Source organism: Streptomyces sp. NBC_00986, assembly GCF_045162565.1.
Taxonomy (GTDB): domain Bacteria; phylum Actinomycetota; class Actinomycetes; order Streptomycetales; family Streptomycetaceae; genus Streptomyces.
Map to the genome: position 1 here is coordinate 1,495,987 of NZ_CP108733.1, position 16,761 is coordinate 1,512,747.

Consider the following 16,761-nt stretch of genomic DNA (forward strand, 5'->3'; position numbering starts at 1 on the left):
GATGACGTCCGTTCACGAGGGCGACCTGGTCCTCGGCGCGCTGGGGAACCTGGGCACGCCGATCGACTGCGCCGGGTCCAACCGCCTCGACCTCGAAGGCCCGCAGGTGCTGTGGCTGGTAGCGTCGGGCGCCATCGACCTGTTCGCGGTGGACGCCGTACAGCAGGGCCACTGGCACCACCTCGGCCGGCTGGAGGCGGGCTCACTGCTGCTCGGCCCGGTCACCGGTCCCCAACACACCTTGGTGGCCCGCCCGTTGCGCGACTGCGTGGTGCACCGCATCAACCTGCGTGAGCTGTACCAGCCCGCGAACACCCAGACCTGGTCGTACGACGAGTACGGCAACCCCCAGTACGTGCCGCCGACTTCGAGCCCGCTCGAATACGCCCTCGCCCTCGGTGTCGGCCGCGGACTCTCCATCCTCTTCCAGGCTCCGATGGCCACCGAACGGGCCGCCGCGCCCACCGACGACGACGTCTTCTGGATGCAGGTCCCGCCGGGCAGCGTGCAGTACGGCTCGATGTACGGCGCGGAGGCAGCGGCCGATCTGCTGATGGACCCCGGTGTCTGGCAGGGCATGGTCGACCAGCAGTACCGGCTGCTGTCCACGCTGGACAAGTGGATCGAGCAGCTGGAGCGCACCCACGAGACGCGAACCGCCGCCGGTATCAAGGCCGGTGAGGCGGTGCGCGCACAGGCCGACCGGACCCTGCTGGCGTCGATCGGCAAGTCCTCGGCCCGGCGTACGACGGCCGCGGACGCCGACGCGTCGTACGCGGCCTGCAAGTTGGTCGCCGAGGCGGGCGGCCTCTCCCTCGCCGAGCCCGCGCAGAGCGGCAGCGAGAGCGACCGCCTCGACCCGGTCGAGCGCATCGCCCTCGCCTCCCGGGTCCGGGTGCGGGCCGTACGGCTCGACGGGCGCTGGTGGCGGGACAATGTCGGCCCGTTGGTCGGCCATCGGGCCTTGTCCGGGGCGCCGGTCGCACTGCTGTGGCGGCGCGGCGGCTATGTCGCCGTCCATCCGGCGACCGGGCGCGAGACACCTGTCGAGAAGGCGAACGCGGAGGAGTTCGAACCGCGCGCGGTGATGTTCTACCGTCCGCTGCCCGAGCGCCGGCTCAACCCGTTCGGGCTGCTGCGCTTCAGCATGCAGGGCACCGCCGGCGACCTGACGAACCTGCTGATCAGCGGGCTGGTGACGGTTGCCATCGGCGCGTTGGTACCCATCGCGACGGGCAAGGTGCTCGGCGAGTTCGTGCCGAAGGCGCAGACGAACCTGATCGTCCAGGTCTGTCTGGCCGTGATGATCACCAGCGTCGTCGCGGCGGCCTTCATGCTGCTGGAGAACCTCACGATCCTCCGCCTGGAGGGCCGTATCGAGGCGACGCTCCAACCGGCCGTCTGGGACCGGCTGTTGAGACTCCCGACGAAGTTCTTCACCGAGCGCTCGACGGGTGAACTCGCCAGTGCGGCGATGGGCATCAGCTCGATCCGCCGTCTGCTGGCGGGAGTCGGACCGGTGGTCGCCCAGTCGGTGACGGTCGGCGTGATGAACCTGGGCCTGCTGTTCTGGTACAACCCCTCGATGGCGCTCGCGGCGATCGGCATGCTCGTCGTGATCGCGGCCATATTTCTGAGCCTCGGCCTGTGGCAGGTGCGCTGGCAGCGCAAGCTGGTCGTCCTCAACAACAAGCTGAACAACCAGGCGTTCCAGACCCTGCGCGGCCTGCCGAAACTCCGCGTCGCGGCGGCCGAGAACTACGCCTACGCGGCCTGGGCCTCCGAGTTCGCCCGCAGCCGGGAGTTGCAGCAGAGGGTCGGCCGGATCAAGAACCTCACCACGGTGATGGGCGCGGTGTATCTGCCGGTCTGCACCCTGCTGATGTTCATGATCCTCGCGGGCCCGGCGCGCGGCTCCATGTCGGCGGCCTCGTTCCTCAGCTTCAACACCTCGGTGACGATGCTCCTGACCTCCGTCACCAGCCTCACCGGCGCCTTCGTCTCGGCCGTGTCCGCGCTCCCCCTCTTCGAGGAGATCAGGCCGGTCCTGGACGCCGCCCCGGAGGTCCGCACCGCGAGCACCCGCCCCGGCCGGCTGTCCGGCGCGATCGAGGCCCGCCGGGTCTCCTTCCGCTACGCCGACGACGGCCCCCTCGTCCTCGACGACGTGTCCTTCCATGTCCGCGCTGGCGAGTTCGTGGCGATCGTCGGCCCCAGCGGCTGCGGCAAGTCCACCCTGCTCCGCCTCCTCATCGGCTTCGACAAACCGGTCTCCGGCAGCGTCCTCTACGACGGCCAGGACCTGGGCGCCCTCGACCAGTCGGCGGTGCGGCGGCAGTGCGGGGTGGTGCTCCAGCACGCGCAGCCGTTCACAGGTTCCATCCTGGACGTCATCTGTGGCACCGAGCCGTTCACACCGGAGGAGGCGATGGCGGCGGCCGAGATGGCGGGACTCGCCGAGGACATCAAGCGGATGCCGATGGGCCTGCACACCATCGTCTCCGGCAGCGGCGCGGTGTCGGGCGGCCAGCGTCAACGCCTCATGATCGCCCAGGCGTTGATCCGCCGACCACGCATCCTCTTCTTCGACGAGGCGACCAGCGCGCTGGACAACGAGACGCAGCGCACGGTGATCGAGAGCACCAAGGCCCTCAACGCCACCCGGATCGTCATCGCGCACCGCCTGTCGACCGTGCTCGACGCCGATCGCGTGGTCGTCATGGAGGACGGCAAGGTCGCCCAACAGGGGCCGCCCGCAGAGCTGTTGGCGGACACGGGCGGTCGGCTGCACGAGCTGGTGCGGCGGCAGATGGCGTGACGGGTCGACCGGGCCCGGGGTGCGTCAGTCCAGGCCCGGCACGACCGCGCCGGAGGGCACCCCGGCCGCCAAGTAGCCCTCGTAGAACGCCTTCCAGGGCGCACCTGCACCGGCGTGCGGCCCCTCGACCTGCTCACCACGGGCCTTCGCGTCCAGCGCGGCCAGGCAGACCTCCCAGCCCGCGCCGTTGCGGGACGCGGTGTCCGCGGCGCCGAGAACGTTGGTGAGCGTGAAGCGGGTGCGCTTCTCCTCGACCTCCTCCAGGTCGAAGTGCAGCTCGTCGCCGCCCCATTCGAAGGACAGGTGCCGGGGCGCGTCGACGGCGATGACCCGGCCGGTCGACTCGGGCATGTTGGGGTCCCCGCTGAAGGTGACCGCCCCGCCGGGACGCAGGTCGAAATCGGCGCGGGAGGGGAACCACTGGGCGAGTTCGTCGGGGTCGGTCACGAACTGCCAGACGCGGTCGAGGGGTTGGTCGTAGGTACGGCTGAAACGGACGGCGGCGCGGCCGTCGTCCAGGGTGAGATACGTACCGGTGAGGTCGACGGACATGGTGGATCAGTCCTTCGGGGTGGGTGGCGAGGTGTCGTCGTCCGAGGTCTCGTCGAGCCTCTGTCCCAGCCTGTCCAGGCTGCGGTTCCACAGTTCGCGGTAAGGGGCGAGCCAGGCGTCGAGCTCGGCGATCGGCGCGGGGTCGAGGGCGTAGACACGGCGTTGCGCGTCCTGCCGTACGCGGACCAGGCCCGCGTCACGCAGCACCCGTAGATGCTTCGACGTGCTCGGCTGGCTCAGACCGCATGCCTCCACGATCTCGCCGACGGGCCGGGGCCGCTCCAGGAGCAGGCCGACGATGGCCCGCCGGTGGGGATCGGCGAGGGCGGTCCAGAGCGAGGCGTCGGACATGACCCCAACATGCCTCGCTGGTTATATTCCCGTCAAGGAATACAGCATCCGAAACCCGGAGCGAACCGTCCCTCAGGCGACCGGGCGGCCATAGCCCGCGACATCCCCGTGATCCACCCCGTGCGCCGCCCAGCTGTACAGATGCAGGTCGAGACCGTCCGGGTCGTTGAACACCAGCAGCCAGCCGATCGACGCCTCGATCACCGGCGAGTGCGGAATGCCGAGGGTGTCGAGGTGGGCGGCCCACGCCTCGATGTCGGTGCGGTCCGGGACCGCGAAGCTGACCGGGTCGAAGCCCTGACAGCCTTGCGCAGCCTGGGAGTTGACGCGCAGGCAGAGCATCGAGTCACCGAGCCCCGGGACCTCCCCCGCCACCCCGCGCACGACTCCGTCCGCGTCCTGGAACTCGTACGTGACCTTGAAGCCGAGGACGCGGCCGTACCAGTCGCGTGAGCGGTCGAGGTCGGTGACGGGCATCTTCACGTGATGGATTCCGGCGAGCTCCGGCATGGCTCTCACGCTCCTCGTTCATTTCACCGCAGTACGACTGCGCCGATTTCCTCTAGACTCCTCCCCATGCCTGAACCCGTCAACCAGAAGAGGCCCTATCGCTCGGTCAAGCGCGCCGAGGCGGCAGCGACGACCCGCACCCGCATCCGGGAGGCGGCCACGCGGCTCTTCACGGAGAACGGATACACGGGCACCCGGATGAAAGAAGTCGCGGCGCTGGCCGGTGTCGGCGAGCGCACGCTGTACGACGCGTTCCCCACCAAGGCCGCCCTGTTCGGGCACACCCTGGGCGTCACGCTCGCCGGGGACGAGGAACCGGTGGCCGTCCCGGAGCGCCCCGAGACCCTGGCGATCCGGGACGAGCCCGACCCCGAGCGCGCGATCGGCCGTGCCGTCGACCAGATGACCGACCTGCTGGAACGCGCCGGTGACCTGATCATGGTGACCGTCGAGGCGGCCGGCGCCGACCCGGACATGCGGGCGTCGGCGGACGCCGGCGCCGAGGCGACGTACGGCGTACATCTGGCTCTGGCCACGGCACTCGAGGAGCGCGGGGCCCTCCGCCCGGGCCTCGACGCGCACACCGCCGCCGACACGCTCTACGCCCTGGCGTCACCGCACATGCATCAACTCCTGCGCAGGCATCGGGGTTGGACTCGGGACGCCTATCGGGCGTGGCTGCGGCGGGTGTTGGTCGCGGAGTTGCTCGGTCCTCACTGAGCGATGCCCTGCCAGAGGTGCGGGACATCGCCCGTGCGGCTGTGCATCTGGGTCGCCAACACCCGTACGGCCGCCGCGAATTGGAGCGGGTTGCGCAGGAACTCCATGTGGATGCCGGGGAATTCGACCCAGGGCACGCCGATCCGGCGGGCGATCTCGATCGACGGCCGGGCGTAGTACGTACCGCGGTCCTCCACGCCCGCGCCCAACACGACAGGAAACGGGGCCGACTTGAGCGCGGCCTCGTCCGGCCGGAAGGCGGCGAAGCCGGGCCACTCCGCGCCGAAGAGGTGGTCCTGGTTGCCGAGAAACCGCTGCCAGAGGTCGGCGGGCCAGCGGTACGTCCCCTCGCCGCGGGTCGTCTCCGCGAACCGGCGACCGGCCGCGGGTGCCCCGCCCTGCTCGTACAGTGCGGCCAGTTCGGCGAAGAAGTCGCGGCCGGGGTCGCCGTCGGGCAGGACGGTGGCTGCGGGCGGTTCATGGGCGATGAGGCCCGTCATCACCTCCGGGTGCAGTGCGGCCAGCGTGAGGCCGATGATCGCGCCGCCGCTGTTGCCGAAGACCAGCGCCCGGCCGTCGGCCAGTCCGTCGACGAGCGCGCGGGCGTCGGCCGCCTGCACGGCGAGGTCCATCGGGGCCTCCGACCTGCCGGTACTGCGCGAGTTGCCGCGCCGGTCGTAGGAGATCACCATGAAAGCGTCGGAAAGCGTCTCGGCGATGCCGGAGTAGTAGCCGGCGTCTCCCCCGGCCCCGCTGATCATCAACAGCGCCGGGCCGGTGCCGCGTACCTCGTAGTACAGCCCGGCCCCGTCGACCTCGAACACGCCACTGCGCATGCCTGCTCCCTGCCTTCTGCGAAACGTTGCCGTTTCGCAGAAAGTGGTCTAGTCTCCGATGTGTACGAAACCGTTTCGTTTACGTTTTGGTAAACCCCGAACGACTTCCCTGGAGTGGTTCCCGATGTCCCAGAAGACATTGACCGAAGACACCCGGTCGGGTGCCGGGGAGGCGCAGTCCGCGTCCTCCAACAAGCGGTGGTGGATCCTCGCGATCGTGGCCGTCGCGCAGTTGATGGTGGTTCTCGACGCCACCATCGTGAACATCGCCCTGCCGTCGGCCCAGAAGGACCTCGGCTTCTCCGACGGCAACCGACAGTGGATCGTCACCGCGTACGCCCTGGCGTTCGCCTCCCTGCTGCTGCTCGGCGGCCGTATCGCCGACCTGTTCGGCCGGAAGACCGCCTTCCTCGCCGGTGTCGTCGGATTCGCCGCGGCCTCCGCGCTCGGCGGCGCCGCCACCAGCTTCGAGATGCTGGTCACCGCACGCGCCCTCCAGGGTGTCGCGGGCGCGCTCCTCGCGCCGGCCGCGCTGTCCCTGCTCAACACGACCTTCACGGACGCCCGTGAACGCGCCCGGGCCTTCAGCGTCTACGGCGCCATCGCCGGCGCCGGCGGCGCGGTGGGCCTGCTGCTCGGCGGCGTGCTGACCGACGCCTTCGACTGGCGCTGGACGCTCTACGTCAACGTCGCCATCGCGTTCGTCGCCTTCGCGGGCGGCTGGGTCCTGCTGAGCAACCACCGCGACGCCGCGGGCTCCAAGCTGGACGTGCCGGGCACGGTCCTGGTCGCCGGTGGTCTGTTCTCCCTCGTCTACGGCTTCTCCAACGCCGAGACGCACGACTGGAGTTCGCCGCAGACCTGGGGCTTCCTGATCGTGGGCGTCGTGCTGCTCGCCGCCTTCGCCTGGTGGCAGAACCGGGCCGCGCACCCGCTGCTGCCGCTGCGCATCCTGCTCGACCGCAACCGGGGCGCCTCGTTCCTCGCCGTGCTGATCACCGGTGCGGGCATGTTCGGTGTGTTCCTCTTCCTCACCTACTACCTGCAGCTGAACCTGGGCTTCAGCCCCACCAAGACCGGTGTCGCGTTCCTGCCGATGATCGGCGCACTGATGGTCATGGCGCAGATCGGCACCACGATGCTCGTGCCGCGACTCGGCCCGAAGGTGATCATTCCGCTGGGCTTCGCCATCGCCATGGTCGGCATGGCCTGGCTGACCGACATCGGGACCACCTCGTCCTACGCGACCCACGTGCTCCCGCAGCTGATCGTGATCGGCGCGGGTCTCGGCATGGTGATGCCGCCGGCGATGCAGCTCGCCACGGGCGGTGTGGCCGCCGAGGACGCGGGTGTCGCCTCGGCGACGGTCAACGCCATGCAGCAGGTGGGCGGTTCGATCGGTACGGCGCTGTTGAACACGCTGGCCGCGAGCGCCGCGACCGACTACCTGGCCGGGAAGGACGCGCGCAGCAAGCTGGTCCAGGCACAGGCGACGATCGAGAGCTACACCACCGCGTTCTGGTGGTCGGCGGGCTTCTTCGCCGCGGGCACGCTGATCGCGTTGGCGCTCTACCGTCGCGGGGTTCCGCAGCAGGAGGCGGACGCCGCACCGGTCGTCCACATGTGACCGGCTCCGCCCGAGCCTGAGCCGCACAGACCGAGGGGCCGCCGTCCGCAGGGAGACGGCGGCCCCTCTTCATTGCCCTACTGACAGAAAGTCAACCTTTCTGACCGAAGTTCACCATGTCGAGTGAACCAGATCTTGCGGACGGCGTGTCGGGGATGTTCGGGGCTCCTCCGGGGTAACTACCGAGACCGAATGCGCCCCGTGCCGAGGTGGAGCGGCCATGACAGCGGAAGCGGACGAACGCGACAGCCCCGCGGCCAACTCCTGTGCCCGCACGCGGTCCGGGGGCCCCTTCACGGTGGTCGAGGTCTCGGGCGAGATCGACATGGCGACGGCCGGCTTCGTCGTGGAACATCTGGACGCCGCGACCTCGGTCGACGAGCCCGACGTACTGGTGGATCTGCGGCCCGTCGAGTTCCTCGACTGCTCGGGGCTGCGCGTGCTGTGCCGGGCCGAGCGGCGGGCCAGGGAGCGGGGCGGGCGGCTGCGTGTGGTGTCCGACGGGCCGCGCATCGACCGGCTGTTGCGTGCCTCGGGGCTGCTCGGCCGTTTTCCGCCACTCCGGGTGCTGCCGGCGCAGGCCGAGAGCCCCGAACGATGACAGGGGCCGGCACGGGCGACCCCACACCGCCCGGCCGACCCCTGGTTGCGGGACCGCGGTACTCCGCGACAGGGGCACGCACTCCCCAGCTACGGACCCTCCCTGTTGCTCACGGAGACCGCGCGGTCCCGGTCTCTCAGAACGTGAAGACGCCTCCGTATCCGTAGGAGTCCTTCACGCACTCGTTGGAGAAGACGCGCTCGTAGGAGACGCGTCTGCCCTGCCAGACACCGTCGATCGTGACGACGACGGGGCGGTAGAGCTTGTTGCAGAGCACGCCGTCCCGGGCCGTGAGGGCGTCGAAGTCGCCCCCGACACCGCGCAGTTCGGCGCAGGCCTCGGCGGCGGCCGGGTGGGTGCCGGAGGAGGTGGGCGCGCAGGTGAGGGTCACCGCGCGTTCCGGTGTGGCGAGGGCGGCGTCGTCGCCGTGGCCCATGGTGAGCACCAGGGCCGAGGGGGCGTAGAGCGCGGCCGGGCCGGCTCCGTGGGCGGCGAGGGCGGACCCGGTCAGGGGTCCGCAGACGGCGGTGGCCGTCAGACCCAGGGTCGCTGCCCAGCGCGCGGTGTTCCGCATTGTGTGCATCCTTCCGCTCGATACGAACCGATCACGAACCGATCGGTTCGAAGAGATGCCGGCCCTGCTCGGTCGGTGCCGGACCGGCGGGCGCCACTCTGCCGAGTCCGTCGCGGAAACTCACATCCCACCCACAGGTTTCAGTAACCTTGCGTGTTGAATCAGTGGCGTGAAGTAACAGAATCCGATCGCATCAAGCCCGGAACTGCGCGGTTCTTGATCGCCGAATCAGGTCGGATGGCCGGTTTACCCATGCTCACCAATCGGCCTGAAACAGTCCCGAAACATTCCACTTCAGCTCTCGGCGCACTCCGCCGCAGCCCCTTGCGTTCGCTCTGCTTGCGAGTAATCGTCATTACATGATTACGACAGAGCAGCAGGAGAAGCTTCGCGGCTGGTTCACCGGCCGTCTGCCCGACGACCTGTTCGAGGAGCTGGTCGAGGTCACGGTCGACCGCGAGGAGGTCACCGTCATCGGCCGCATCCCCGCGCCCAAGCTCGCCGAGGACGTCTCGGACGCCGAGAAGGAAGCGGCCGTCCAGGGCCGGGTCCAGGAGTTCCGCGAGCGCACCCGGAAGACCCGGATCGCCCTCGCGCGCGAGGCCGAGCACCGGTTCCGCAGGAAGGTCTCCTGGGGTGTGGAGTGCGCCGGGGAGCGGTCCCTGTTCACGCACATCTCCGCGCCCGTCATGACCCGGCTGCGCCAGCCCGAGCGCCAGGTCCTCGACACCCTCATCGCCGCCGGCGTGGCGCGCAGCCGCAGCGACGCGCTCGCCTGGTGCGTGCGTCTCGTCCAGCGTCACACCGACGACTGGCTCAGCGAACTGCGCGACTCCCTCGAACACGTCCAGCGGGTCCGCGCCCAGGGCCCCGACGCCGAACCGGAGGACGCCCCGGGCGACACCGCATAGGAACAGCGGTGGATGATTCCTCCACCCACGGCACGGAAGATGGATGAACCGTCCTCTGGTGCGGGTGTCGCGGCCGGCCATAACGTCGGCAGACCCCCTGAGGACGGCATCCGTTCACCCCGCCCACCCCGCGCGCGTGAACGGCCGTCCACTCCGCCACCGCGCTACAACGCGCTCCACCGCCGTCCCCCGCTGGAGCCCCCTTGTCCCCCTTGTCCGAGCAGCCCTCCCCCGCCGCGCCGAGCCAGTCCCTGACCGAGGTCGAGACCTACGGCGTCGAGCGCATCCCCGACGCGGACCGCACCGCCACCCCGCTCGACCTGTTCCGGGTCGCGTTCGGCGGTGCCAACACCTTCTCCACCTGCGTGCTGGGTGCCTTCCCGATCCTGTTCGGCCTCTCCTTCTGGCAGGGCCTCGCGGCCACGCTCCTGGGAGTCGTCGTGGGCGCGCTGATCCTGTGTCCGATGGCGGTGTTCGGCCCGGTCAACGGCACGAACAACGCGGTCGCCTCCTCCGCGCACCTGGGTGTGCACGGCCGGGTCGTCGGCTCGTTCCTGTCCCTGCTCACCGCCGTGGCGTTCTTCTCCATCTCGGTGTGGAGCTCCGGCGACGCCCTGGTCGGCGGCGCGCACCGCCTGTTCGGCCTGGAGCAGAGCACGCTCTCCTACGTCGTCGCGTACGCGCTGTTCGCCGTGCTCGTCCTCGCGGTGTGCGTCTACGGTTTCCGGTTCATGCTGTTCGTCAACAAGATCGCCGTGCTGTCCGCGACGGTTCTGTTCCTGCTCGGCGCGATCGCCTTCGCCGGTGACTTCGACCCGTCGTACGCCGGAGTCTTCACGTCCTCGGCGGACGCGGCGACCCAGTCGCTGTTCTGGCCGTCGTTCATCGGCGCGGCTCTGATCGTGCTCTCGAACCCGGTCTCCTTCGGCGCGTTCCTCGGCGACTGGTCGCGCTACATCCCGGCGAACACCCCGCGCCGCAAGGTGGTCGGGGCCGCGTTCCTCTCCCAGATCGCGACCCTGCTGCCGTTCGTCTTCGGCCTGGCGACCGCGAGCATCATCGCCGCGAAGGCCCCCAAGTACGTCGACCCGGCCGCCCCGAACTTCGTCGGCGGACTGCTCGCGATCTCGCCGAGCTGGTTCTTCCTGCCGGTCTGTCTGCTGGCCCTGATCGGCGGCATGTCGACGGGCACGACCTCGCTCTACGGCACCGGGCTCGACTTCTCCTCGGTGTTCCCCCGGCTGTCGCGGGTGCAGGCGACGTTCCTGGTCGGTGTGCTGTCGATCGCGTTCATCTTCATCGGGCGCTTCGGCTTCGACCTGGTGCAGTCGATCTCGACGTTCGCCACGATGATCATCACCTGTACGACGCCGTGGATGGTCGTGATGATGCTGGGCTTCTACACCCGGCGCGGCTGGTACGACCCGGACGCGCTCCAGGTCTTCAACCGCCGTCAGCGCGGCGGGCGTTACTGGTTCGCGCACGGCTGGAACTGGCGCGGCATGACCGCCTGGTGGGTGGCCGCCGTCGTCGGTGTGCTGTTCACCAACATCCCGGGGCAGTTCGTCGGCCCGCTCGGCGACCTCGCCAACGGCGTCGACATCAGTCTGCCCCTGTCGCTGGCCGTGGCCGCCGTGCTGTTCCTGGGCCTGCTCCGGCTGTTCCCCGAACCCCGCGCCGCGTACGGCCCCGAGGGCGCACGGCTGGCCCGCACCGTCGAGGTCCCGGTGCCGCCGATCACCGGCCCCGGCGTGGCGATCGAGGCACCCACCGTGGCTGCCGAGGCCGGCTGATGTCGACCTGGATCGACCTGTCGGTACCTGTGGTCACCGGGATGCCCGTGTATCCCGGTGACCCGGCCGTCGAGGTCTCGGTCGCCCTGCGCGCACACCGGGACGGCGTCAACGTCCTTCAGCTGCACATGGGTTCGCAGTCGGGCACGCATGTCGACGCCCCGTACCACGTGGACGACGCGTGGCCCCGCCTCGACGAACTCCCTCTGGAACGCTTCGGCGGACACGCGATGGTGGCCGACGTACGAGGGCTGCCGGACCGGGCGCCGATCACGCCGGACCTACTGGCGCCCGCGCTGGGGCAGTTGAGGCCGGGCTCCCTCGTCCTGCTCGCCACGGGCTGGTCGGCGTACTGGGGCACCGACCGCTACCTCGCCCACCCGTGGCTCACCCCGGAGGCGGCCGAGGCACTCGTCGCGGCGGGGGTCCGTACGGTCGCGGTCGACGCGCTGAGTGTCGATCCGACGCCCGAACCCGGCGATGTGACGGCCGACTTGGGGCTGCCCGCGCATCGTGTGCTGTGCGGCGCGGGCGGGGTGATCGCCGAGAACCTCACGGGTCTCGATCAGGTGGTGGGTCTCCCGGACCTGGAGCTGTTCCTGTTCCCGCTGCGGCTGCCGGGGGCGGACGGTGCGCCGGTGCGGGCCGTGGCGCGGGCGGTCTGATCGTTCCGGGAAGGTCGTTGTCAGACCCGGCGGTTACGTTGGGAGCATGACTCGATTCGTGGTGGTGGCGGGCGCGTGGCTCGGTGCGTGGGCGTGGGACGAGGTGGTGTCCGAGCTGCGCGGGGCCGGGCACGAGGTGCACGCGCTGAGCCTGTCCGGGCTGGCGGAGAAGCAGGGGGTTCCGGCCGGGCAGCAGACCCATGTCCAGGACATCGTCGACGAGATCGAGCGCCTCGATCTGCGGGGCGTCGTCCTGGTCGGGCACAGCTACTCCGGTGTGCCTGTGGGCCAAGCCGCTGAGCGGATCGGTGACCGGCTGGCCCGGGTGGTGTTCGTCGACGCGAACGTGCCGGTCGACGGGGAGTCGTTCCTGGACAGCTTCCCGAGCGACTTCATCAGGAAGTCGCTCGACGAGAACGGCGGCGACTGGCCGCCCCTGGACCCGGCGGACTATGCGGGCCAGGACCTCACGGACGAGCAGATCACGCGCATCGTCACCGAGGGGACCCCACACCCGGGTGCCGCGCTCACCGAACCGGCGGTCCTGGCCTACCCGTTGGCCGACCTCCCGGCCACCTACATCAAGTGCCTGCTCGACGGCGACGAGTTGCCGGCCCCGGTCGACGAACTGGTCGAGCGCGGGCGCTGGGAGCTGGTCCGGATGAACACGGGCCACTGGCCGATGTTCTCCCAGCCCAGCGAACTGGCCCGGATACTCGTCGAGTCGGCCACCCGGTCCTGACGTACGCACAGACGCCCTTCTCCCCCACCCCGACGAGGATTTCGCATGCCCTCCACGAAGAACGTCCTGGCCGTCGTCCCACCCCACATGGGCGGCCGGAAAGCAGGCGCCGGACTCGCGACGCTGCTGCCCGACGGGGTGGACGTCACCGTCGTCGAGACGGTCGACGAGGACCCGCAGGCCCTGCGCGCGGCGCACGTCGTCATCACCGCGCTCTCCCCGGTGACCGCCGAACACCTCGCCGCAGCACCGGAGTTGGAGCTGGTGCAGTGCGCGAGTCACGGCTTCGACTACGTCGACCTGGACGCCGCCCGCGCCCAAGGGGTCGTCGTCTGCACCATCGGTTCCAGCGGTGCCGAGGCGCGGAACGTGGCCGAGCAGACCTTCGCCCTGATGCTGGCGCTGGCCAAGCAACTCGTCCCCGCGCACACCGCGCTCGTCGGGGGCGACCGGGCGCTCCCCCGGTTGCAGCGATCCCTGACCGAGCTGTCCGGCAAGACGCTCGGCATCGTGGGGCTGGGCGCCATCGGGCAGCAAGTCGCCCGCCGCGCCGCCGCGTTCGACATGACCGTCGTCTACGCCGGCCGCCGCCCCGTCCCCGAGGAGACGACCGCCAGGCTCGGCGGCGCCCGGCACGTCCCGCTCGACGAACTGCTGCGCGTCTCCGACTACGTCACCCTGCACGCGCCGCTCACCGACGGGACCCGGCATCTCCTGGACGCGGAGCGGCTCGCGCTGCTCAGGCCGAGCGCGTTCGTGATCAACACCGCGCGGGGCGCCCTGATCGACCAGGACGCCCTCGCGGACGCCCTCGAAACCGGGGCCCTCGCGGGTGCCGGCCTGGACGTCTTCGACCCCGAACCCCCAACCCCGGCCCTGCGGTTGCTCAAGGCCCCGAACGTGGTGCTCTCGCCGCACGTCGGCGGCGTGACCCGGGAGACGGTGCTCCGGATCGCGCTGGCCGCCGTACAGAATGCCGCCGGTTACCTGACCGGCACGTTGCCTTCCGATGTGGTCAGTTGAGCCGGTCCGCGACCTTCGCCGGGCGCGGTGACGGGGCTCCCGTGCCGGCGATCGACAGCGAACCGGGGCTGGCCGTCACCGAGTCGGTCAGCCAGCGCTGTGCGGTGGAGCCGTCGCGGACCTTGAGGACGATGTCGGCACCCGGGTCCTTGGTGGTGGAGGTGAGCGCGAGTTGCGAGTCCCAGCGGGGCAGCAACTCGCCCTGCACGGTGAAGTCGTAGCGGACATCGTCGCCGCGCCCGGTCTTCGCGTCGGCGCAGGTGCCGAGGACGACGACACCGGCGTCCGCGTGCGAGTCGAGGCACAGCCCGGGGCTCGCCACACTGCGCAGCAGCCCGTCGGTGTCGTACGACCACTCCTGGGTCTCGGCCGACGAGCAGACGGCCAGGACGGTGCCGGCGCCGGCCTTCGCGGTGCCGCGGATGTCGAGGCACAGGCCGGCGGCGGCGTTGTGCAGCCGCGTCCGCTGGGCTGTGGCGGGGAGCCGGGCGGTGCCGGGTACCGACGACGACACGTGTCCGGAGCCGCTGTTGGTGGTGCTGGAGGCGACGGGACCGGAGGTGCCGCCACTGTGGTCCGGCCACAGGACGACGGCGAACACCGTCGCGAGGACCCCGGCACCGATCAGGCCGACGCCGACGAACAGCGATCGGGACGACCGTTCCGACCGGGCGGACCGGGCCGCGTCCACGAGACGGCGGCCGGGTGCGGGGATGCGGGACAGCAGCCGGTGCCGTCCCGTGCTGCCGCCGGTGTGTCCGCCGTGCCGGGACACGGTCCTGGTCCGTGGGTCTCGGCGGGCGCGGCCGGGCCGTGACTCGAGGTAGGGGCGGGCGCCCCAGCCGAGCACGGCCTCGGCGAGGAGGACGCCCAACCCGCCTTCGAAATAGCTGAGTTGTTCGGCGGCGAAACGGCAGTGGCGGCACTGGGCGAGATGCTGCTGGACATCCGGCAGCAGTCCGCCACCGCGCCGAATCGGGACGTCGAGGAGTCGGTTGTAGAAGCGGCAATCCTGGGTCGGTGCGAGTTCCCGGTGTGCGCGTACACAGCCTTCGCGGAATTTTTCGTGTGCCTGCTGGAGAGCGGCCGACGCGTTGTCGGTATCCATGCCGAGCAGGGCCGCCGGCACGGTTATCGACTCGGCCTCGACCTCGGTGTGCCACAGCAGACACTGGGCGAACGGCGGAAGGGTCTGGAAAGAGCGCTCGGCGAGCTTGCGATTTTCCGCCGTCATCGACTTCGCGGCCCGCATGGCGCGGCCCCCGGAGGGATTCCCCAGGTCGGGAACAACACTGGATATCCGCTCTTCCGTCGACCACTCGCGGATCGTGTCGCGCACGGTCAGCAGCAGCCGGGGCCGCAGCGCCACACCGTGTTCGCCGAACGTCAGCCGGTCGAACACCCGGTGGAAGGCGGCCGCCGCGGCCATGGCGGGCACGGTCCCCTCGGCGGCGAGACAGATGCCCGCGTAATCCTCGACCGGCCGCCAGTGCCGTGCCATGAGCAGCGCGACGGAATGAGCGGCCTCGCCCTCCGGACGGCCCCGCAGCCGGGCGGCCAGGGTCTCGTCGGATTCCTCGGGGGCCCCGCCGTCCGGCGGCGGGTAAGGAGGACGAGGGGGATGCGGGATGGACACGAAGTGGATTCCTCGGATTCGGTTCATCAACAGGTGAATGAGCCCCGGGCATTAGCCCCCGCGCGCGGGTGTTTCACCCTTGCACAACCCACCCGACCCAACAAGGCACTTGGGTAACTTCCATACCATTGAAAGAAAGTCAGATGCGGTGACAACTCGGTTCACCAGCACCGGCTTTCGACTTTCCATGCGCCCCGTGTGAACCATGCGCACACGCCGGTGCGTCACGCACGCTCCCGGCACACGGCTCACCGCGGTCCACTGGGTTCGGCCCTTCTCGGAGGCCACGCGCTGGACGGCGGCTCTCCCGCGCCAAACGGCCGCCGACCTTGCTCCTCCCGCCCTCGGTCGGCGGCCCCGAGGGCGGGGGCGGCCCACCCCCGCCCTCCCCCGCGTCAGTCGGTGGCCCGGCCGATGGTGTCGAGTTCGGCGATCGCGTCGGCCGGCAGCACCAGGTCCGCGGCGGCGATGTTGTCCCGCAGGTGCGCGCGGGAGGAGGTGCCGGGGATCAGGACGGTGGTCGCCGACCGCTGCAACAGCCAGGCCAGGGCGACCTGTTGGGCCGAGACGTCCAGCCGCGCGGCCACCTCGGACAGGGTCCGCGACTGCAGCGGGGTGAAGCCGCCCAGCGGGAAGTACGCGGCGAACGCGATGTTCTCCGCGGCACACCGCTCGACGAGGGCGTCGTCCTCCCGGTTGGCCAGGTTGTACAGGTTCTGCACGGTGACGACCGGCGCGATGGCCTGGGCCTCGGTCAGCTGGGCGGCGGAGACCGTGCTCACCCCGAGGTGCCGGATCAGCCCGGCCTTCTGCAGTTCGGCCAGGGCGCCGAACTCCTCCCCGATCGACTCCTCGAAGGCGCCGTGATCGGTGCCGACCCGCAGGTTCACCACGTCGAGCGCGTCGAGCCCGAGGTTGCGGAGGTTGTCGTACACCTGCGCCTTGAGGTCCTCGGGGTGCCGGGACATGATCCAGCTGCCGTCGGGGCCGCGCCGGGCGCCGACCTTGGTCACGATGCGCAGGTCGTCCGGGTAGGGGTGAAGGGCCTCCCGGATGATCTCGTTGACGACGACGGGGCCGTAGAAATCGCTGGTGTCGATGTGGGTGATGCCCCGCTCGACGGCCTCGCGGAGGACGGCCACCGCTTCGGTGCGGTCCTTCGGCGGGCCGAAGACGTGGGGACCGGCGAGCTGCATGGCGCCGTATCCCATGCGGGTGAGGGTGAGGCCCTCGGCGAGGGTGAGGGTGCCGCCGGAGACGGTGTCGGCCATGATGGCGCGCCTTTCACAGGGGGGGGTGGACGGTTCGGTCCTGCCATCGACTCTGCGCGGGTTCCGGCCGGGCAGGCAGTACCCGGATGTTCCTGGTAGTGGCAGGGACACGCACCTCCGGGGATTCGGAC

16 protein-coding genes are annotated in these 16,761 nt (G+C 70.4%); 9 read left to right on the plus strand and 7 right to left on the minus strand.

The features are described from left to right. Position 1: 1 nt before the first annotated feature. The gene (locus OG504_RS06620; RefSeq protein ID WP_405988877.1) at positions 2-2,818 is read left to right on the plus strand and encodes an NHLP bacteriocin export ABC transporter permease/ATPase subunit; all 2,817 of its coding nucleotides are present in this window, start codon (positions 2-4) and stop codon (positions 2,816-2,818) included. A 24-nt stretch (positions 2,819-2,842) separates the two neighbouring features. Here the strand turns inward: OG504_RS06620 and OG504_RS06625 are convergent, their stop codons facing one another. The 3 genes from OG504_RS06625 to OG504_RS06635 form a co-directional block, all read right to left on the minus strand. Then, a complete protein-coding gene (locus OG504_RS06625; RefSeq protein ID WP_405988878.1) occupies positions 2,843-3,370 on the minus strand; it encodes an SRPBCC family protein in 528 nt (175 codons plus the stop codon). A 6-nt stretch (positions 3,371-3,376) separates the two neighbouring features. Then, complete coding sequence (locus tag OG504_RS06630) at positions 3,377-3,721, minus strand: metalloregulator ArsR/SmtB family transcription factor (protein ID WP_327399337.1); 345 nt, start codon at positions 3,719-3,721, stop codon at positions 3,377-3,379. A 72-nt stretch (positions 3,722-3,793) separates the two neighbouring features. Next, complete coding sequence (locus OG504_RS06635) at positions 3,794-4,231, minus strand: VOC family protein (RefSeq protein WP_405988879.1); 438 nt, start codon at positions 4,229-4,231, stop codon at positions 3,794-3,796. A gap of 66 nt (positions 4,232-4,297) precedes the next feature. Here OG504_RS06635 and OG504_RS06640 point away from each other — a divergent pair, with 66 nt between their 5' ends. Next, a complete protein-coding gene (locus tag OG504_RS06640) occupies positions 4,298-4,951 on the plus strand; it encodes a TetR/AcrR family transcriptional regulator (RefSeq protein ID WP_405988880.1) in 654 nt (217 codons plus the stop codon). Here the strand turns inward: OG504_RS06640 and OG504_RS06645 are convergent. Continuing rightward, on the minus strand, positions 4,945-5,787 hold the full coding sequence (locus OG504_RS06645) for an alpha/beta fold hydrolase (protein ID WP_405988881.1): 843 nt from the start codon (positions 5,785-5,787) through the stop codon (positions 4,945-4,947). The two genes, OG504_RS06640 and OG504_RS06645, sit on opposite strands and share 7 nt — an antisense overlap. 124 nt (positions 5,788-5,911) lie before the next feature. Here OG504_RS06645 and OG504_RS06650 point away from each other — a divergent pair, with 124 nt between their 5' ends. Next, a complete protein-coding gene (locus tag OG504_RS06650; protein ID WP_405988882.1) occupies positions 5,912-7,414 on the plus strand; it encodes an MFS transporter in 1,503 nt (500 codons plus the stop codon). Positions 7,415-7,634: 220 nt separating this feature from the next. After that, on the plus strand, positions 7,635-8,015 hold the full coding sequence (locus tag OG504_RS06655) for an STAS domain-containing protein (RefSeq protein ID WP_405988883.1): 381 nt from the start codon (positions 7,635-7,637) through the stop codon (positions 8,013-8,015). A gap of 136 nt (positions 8,016-8,151) precedes the next feature. Here OG504_RS06655 and OG504_RS06660 read toward each other — a convergent pair whose 3' ends face one another. Then, on the minus strand, positions 8,152-8,589 hold the full coding sequence (locus OG504_RS06660) for a protease inhibitor (protein ID WP_405988884.1): 438 nt from the start codon (positions 8,587-8,589) through the stop codon (positions 8,152-8,154). Between the two features lie 359 nt (positions 8,590-8,948). Here OG504_RS06660 and OG504_RS06665 point away from each other — a divergent pair, with 359 nt between their 5' ends. From OG504_RS06665 to OG504_RS06685, 5 genes are all read left to right on the plus strand, one after another. Continuing rightward, positions 8,949-9,500, plus strand: coding sequence for a hypothetical protein (locus OG504_RS06665; protein ID WP_405988885.1), 552 nt, complete (start codon positions 8,949-8,951; stop codon positions 9,498-9,500). A gap of 212 nt (positions 9,501-9,712) precedes the next feature. After that, positions 9,713-11,293 (plus strand): purine-cytosine permease family protein, encoded by a 1,581-nt coding sequence (locus tag OG504_RS06670; RefSeq protein WP_405996268.1) that lies wholly within the window; start codon positions 9,713-9,715, stop codon positions 11,291-11,293. Next, on the plus strand, positions 11,293-11,958 hold the full coding sequence (locus OG504_RS06675) for a cyclase family protein (RefSeq protein ID WP_405988886.1): 666 nt from the start codon (positions 11,293-11,295) through the stop codon (positions 11,956-11,958). The genes OG504_RS06670 and OG504_RS06675 overlap by 1 nt, the downstream gene beginning before the upstream one ends. A gap of 46 nt (positions 11,959-12,004) precedes the next feature. After that, complete coding sequence (locus tag OG504_RS06680) at positions 12,005-12,700, plus strand: alpha/beta fold hydrolase (protein ID WP_405988887.1); 696 nt, start codon at positions 12,005-12,007, stop codon at positions 12,698-12,700. Positions 12,701-12,745: 45 nt separating this feature from the next. Then, positions 12,746-13,723: a 2-hydroxyacid dehydrogenase gene (locus OG504_RS06685; RefSeq protein WP_405988888.1), complete on the plus strand. Its 978-nt coding sequence runs from the start codon at positions 12,746-12,748 to the stop codon at positions 13,721-13,723. On the opposite strand, the gene OG504_RS06690 is transcribed toward OG504_RS06685, so the two are convergent. Both OG504_RS06690 and OG504_RS06695 read right to left on the minus strand, forming a co-directional pair. Beyond that, positions 13,716-15,359: an RICIN domain-containing protein gene (locus OG504_RS06690; RefSeq protein WP_405988889.1), complete on the minus strand. Its 1,644-nt coding sequence runs from the start codon at positions 15,357-15,359 to the stop codon at positions 13,716-13,718. The two genes, OG504_RS06685 and OG504_RS06690, sit on opposite strands and share 8 nt — an antisense overlap. Before the next feature lie 395 nt (positions 15,360-15,754). Further along, positions 15,755-16,630: an oxidoreductase gene (locus OG504_RS06695; RefSeq protein ID WP_405988890.1), complete on the minus strand. Its 876-nt coding sequence runs from the start codon at positions 16,628-16,630 to the stop codon at positions 15,755-15,757. Positions 16,631-16,761 lie beyond the last annotated feature (131 nt).

Bases quoted from the DNA above. Each gene is read 5' to 3' on its own strand.
- OG504_RS06620 (WP_405988877.1), top strand. From the start codon at position 2: ATGACGTCCGTTCACGAGGGCGACCTGGTCCTCGGCGCGCTGGGGAAC.
- OG504_RS06625 (WP_405988878.1), bottom strand. From the start codon at position 3,370: ATGTCCGTCGACCTCACCGGTACGTATCTCACCCTGGACGACGGCCGC.
- OG504_RS06630 (WP_327399337.1), bottom strand. From the start codon at position 3,721: ATGTCCGACGCCTCGCTCTGGACCGCCCTCGCCGATCCCCACCGGCGG.
- OG504_RS06635 (WP_405988879.1), bottom strand. From the start codon at position 4,231: ATGCCGGAGCTCGCCGGAATCCATCACGTGAAGATGCCCGTCACCGAC.
- OG504_RS06640 (WP_405988880.1), top strand. From the start codon at position 4,298: ATGCCTGAACCCGTCAACCAGAAGAGGCCCTATCGCTCGGTCAAGCGC.
- OG504_RS06645 (WP_405988881.1), bottom strand. From the start codon at position 5,787: ATGCGCAGTGGCGTGTTCGAGGTCGACGGGGCCGGGCTGTACTACGAG.
- OG504_RS06650 (WP_405988882.1), top strand. From the start codon at position 5,912: ATGTCCCAGAAGACATTGACCGAAGACACCCGGTCGGGTGCCGGGGAG.
- OG504_RS06655 (WP_405988883.1), top strand. From the start codon at position 7,635: ATGACAGCGGAAGCGGACGAACGCGACAGCCCCGCGGCCAACTCCTGT.
- OG504_RS06660 (WP_405988884.1), bottom strand. From the start codon at position 8,589: ATGCGGAACACCGCGCGCTGGGCAGCGACCCTGGGTCTGACGGCCACC.
- OG504_RS06665 (WP_405988885.1), top strand. From the start codon at position 8,949: ATGATTACGACAGAGCAGCAGGAGAAGCTTCGCGGCTGGTTCACCGGC.
- OG504_RS06675 (WP_405988886.1), top strand. From the start codon at position 11,293: ATGTCGACCTGGATCGACCTGTCGGTACCTGTGGTCACCGGGATGCCC.
- OG504_RS06680 (WP_405988887.1), top strand. From the start codon at position 12,005: ATGACTCGATTCGTGGTGGTGGCGGGCGCGTGGCTCGGTGCGTGGGCG.
- OG504_RS06685 (WP_405988888.1), top strand. From the start codon at position 12,746: ATGCCCTCCACGAAGAACGTCCTGGCCGTCGTCCCACCCCACATGGGC.
- OG504_RS06695 (WP_405988890.1), bottom strand. From the start codon at position 16,630: ATGGCCGACACCGTCTCCGGCGGCACCCTCACCCTCGCCGAGGGCCTC.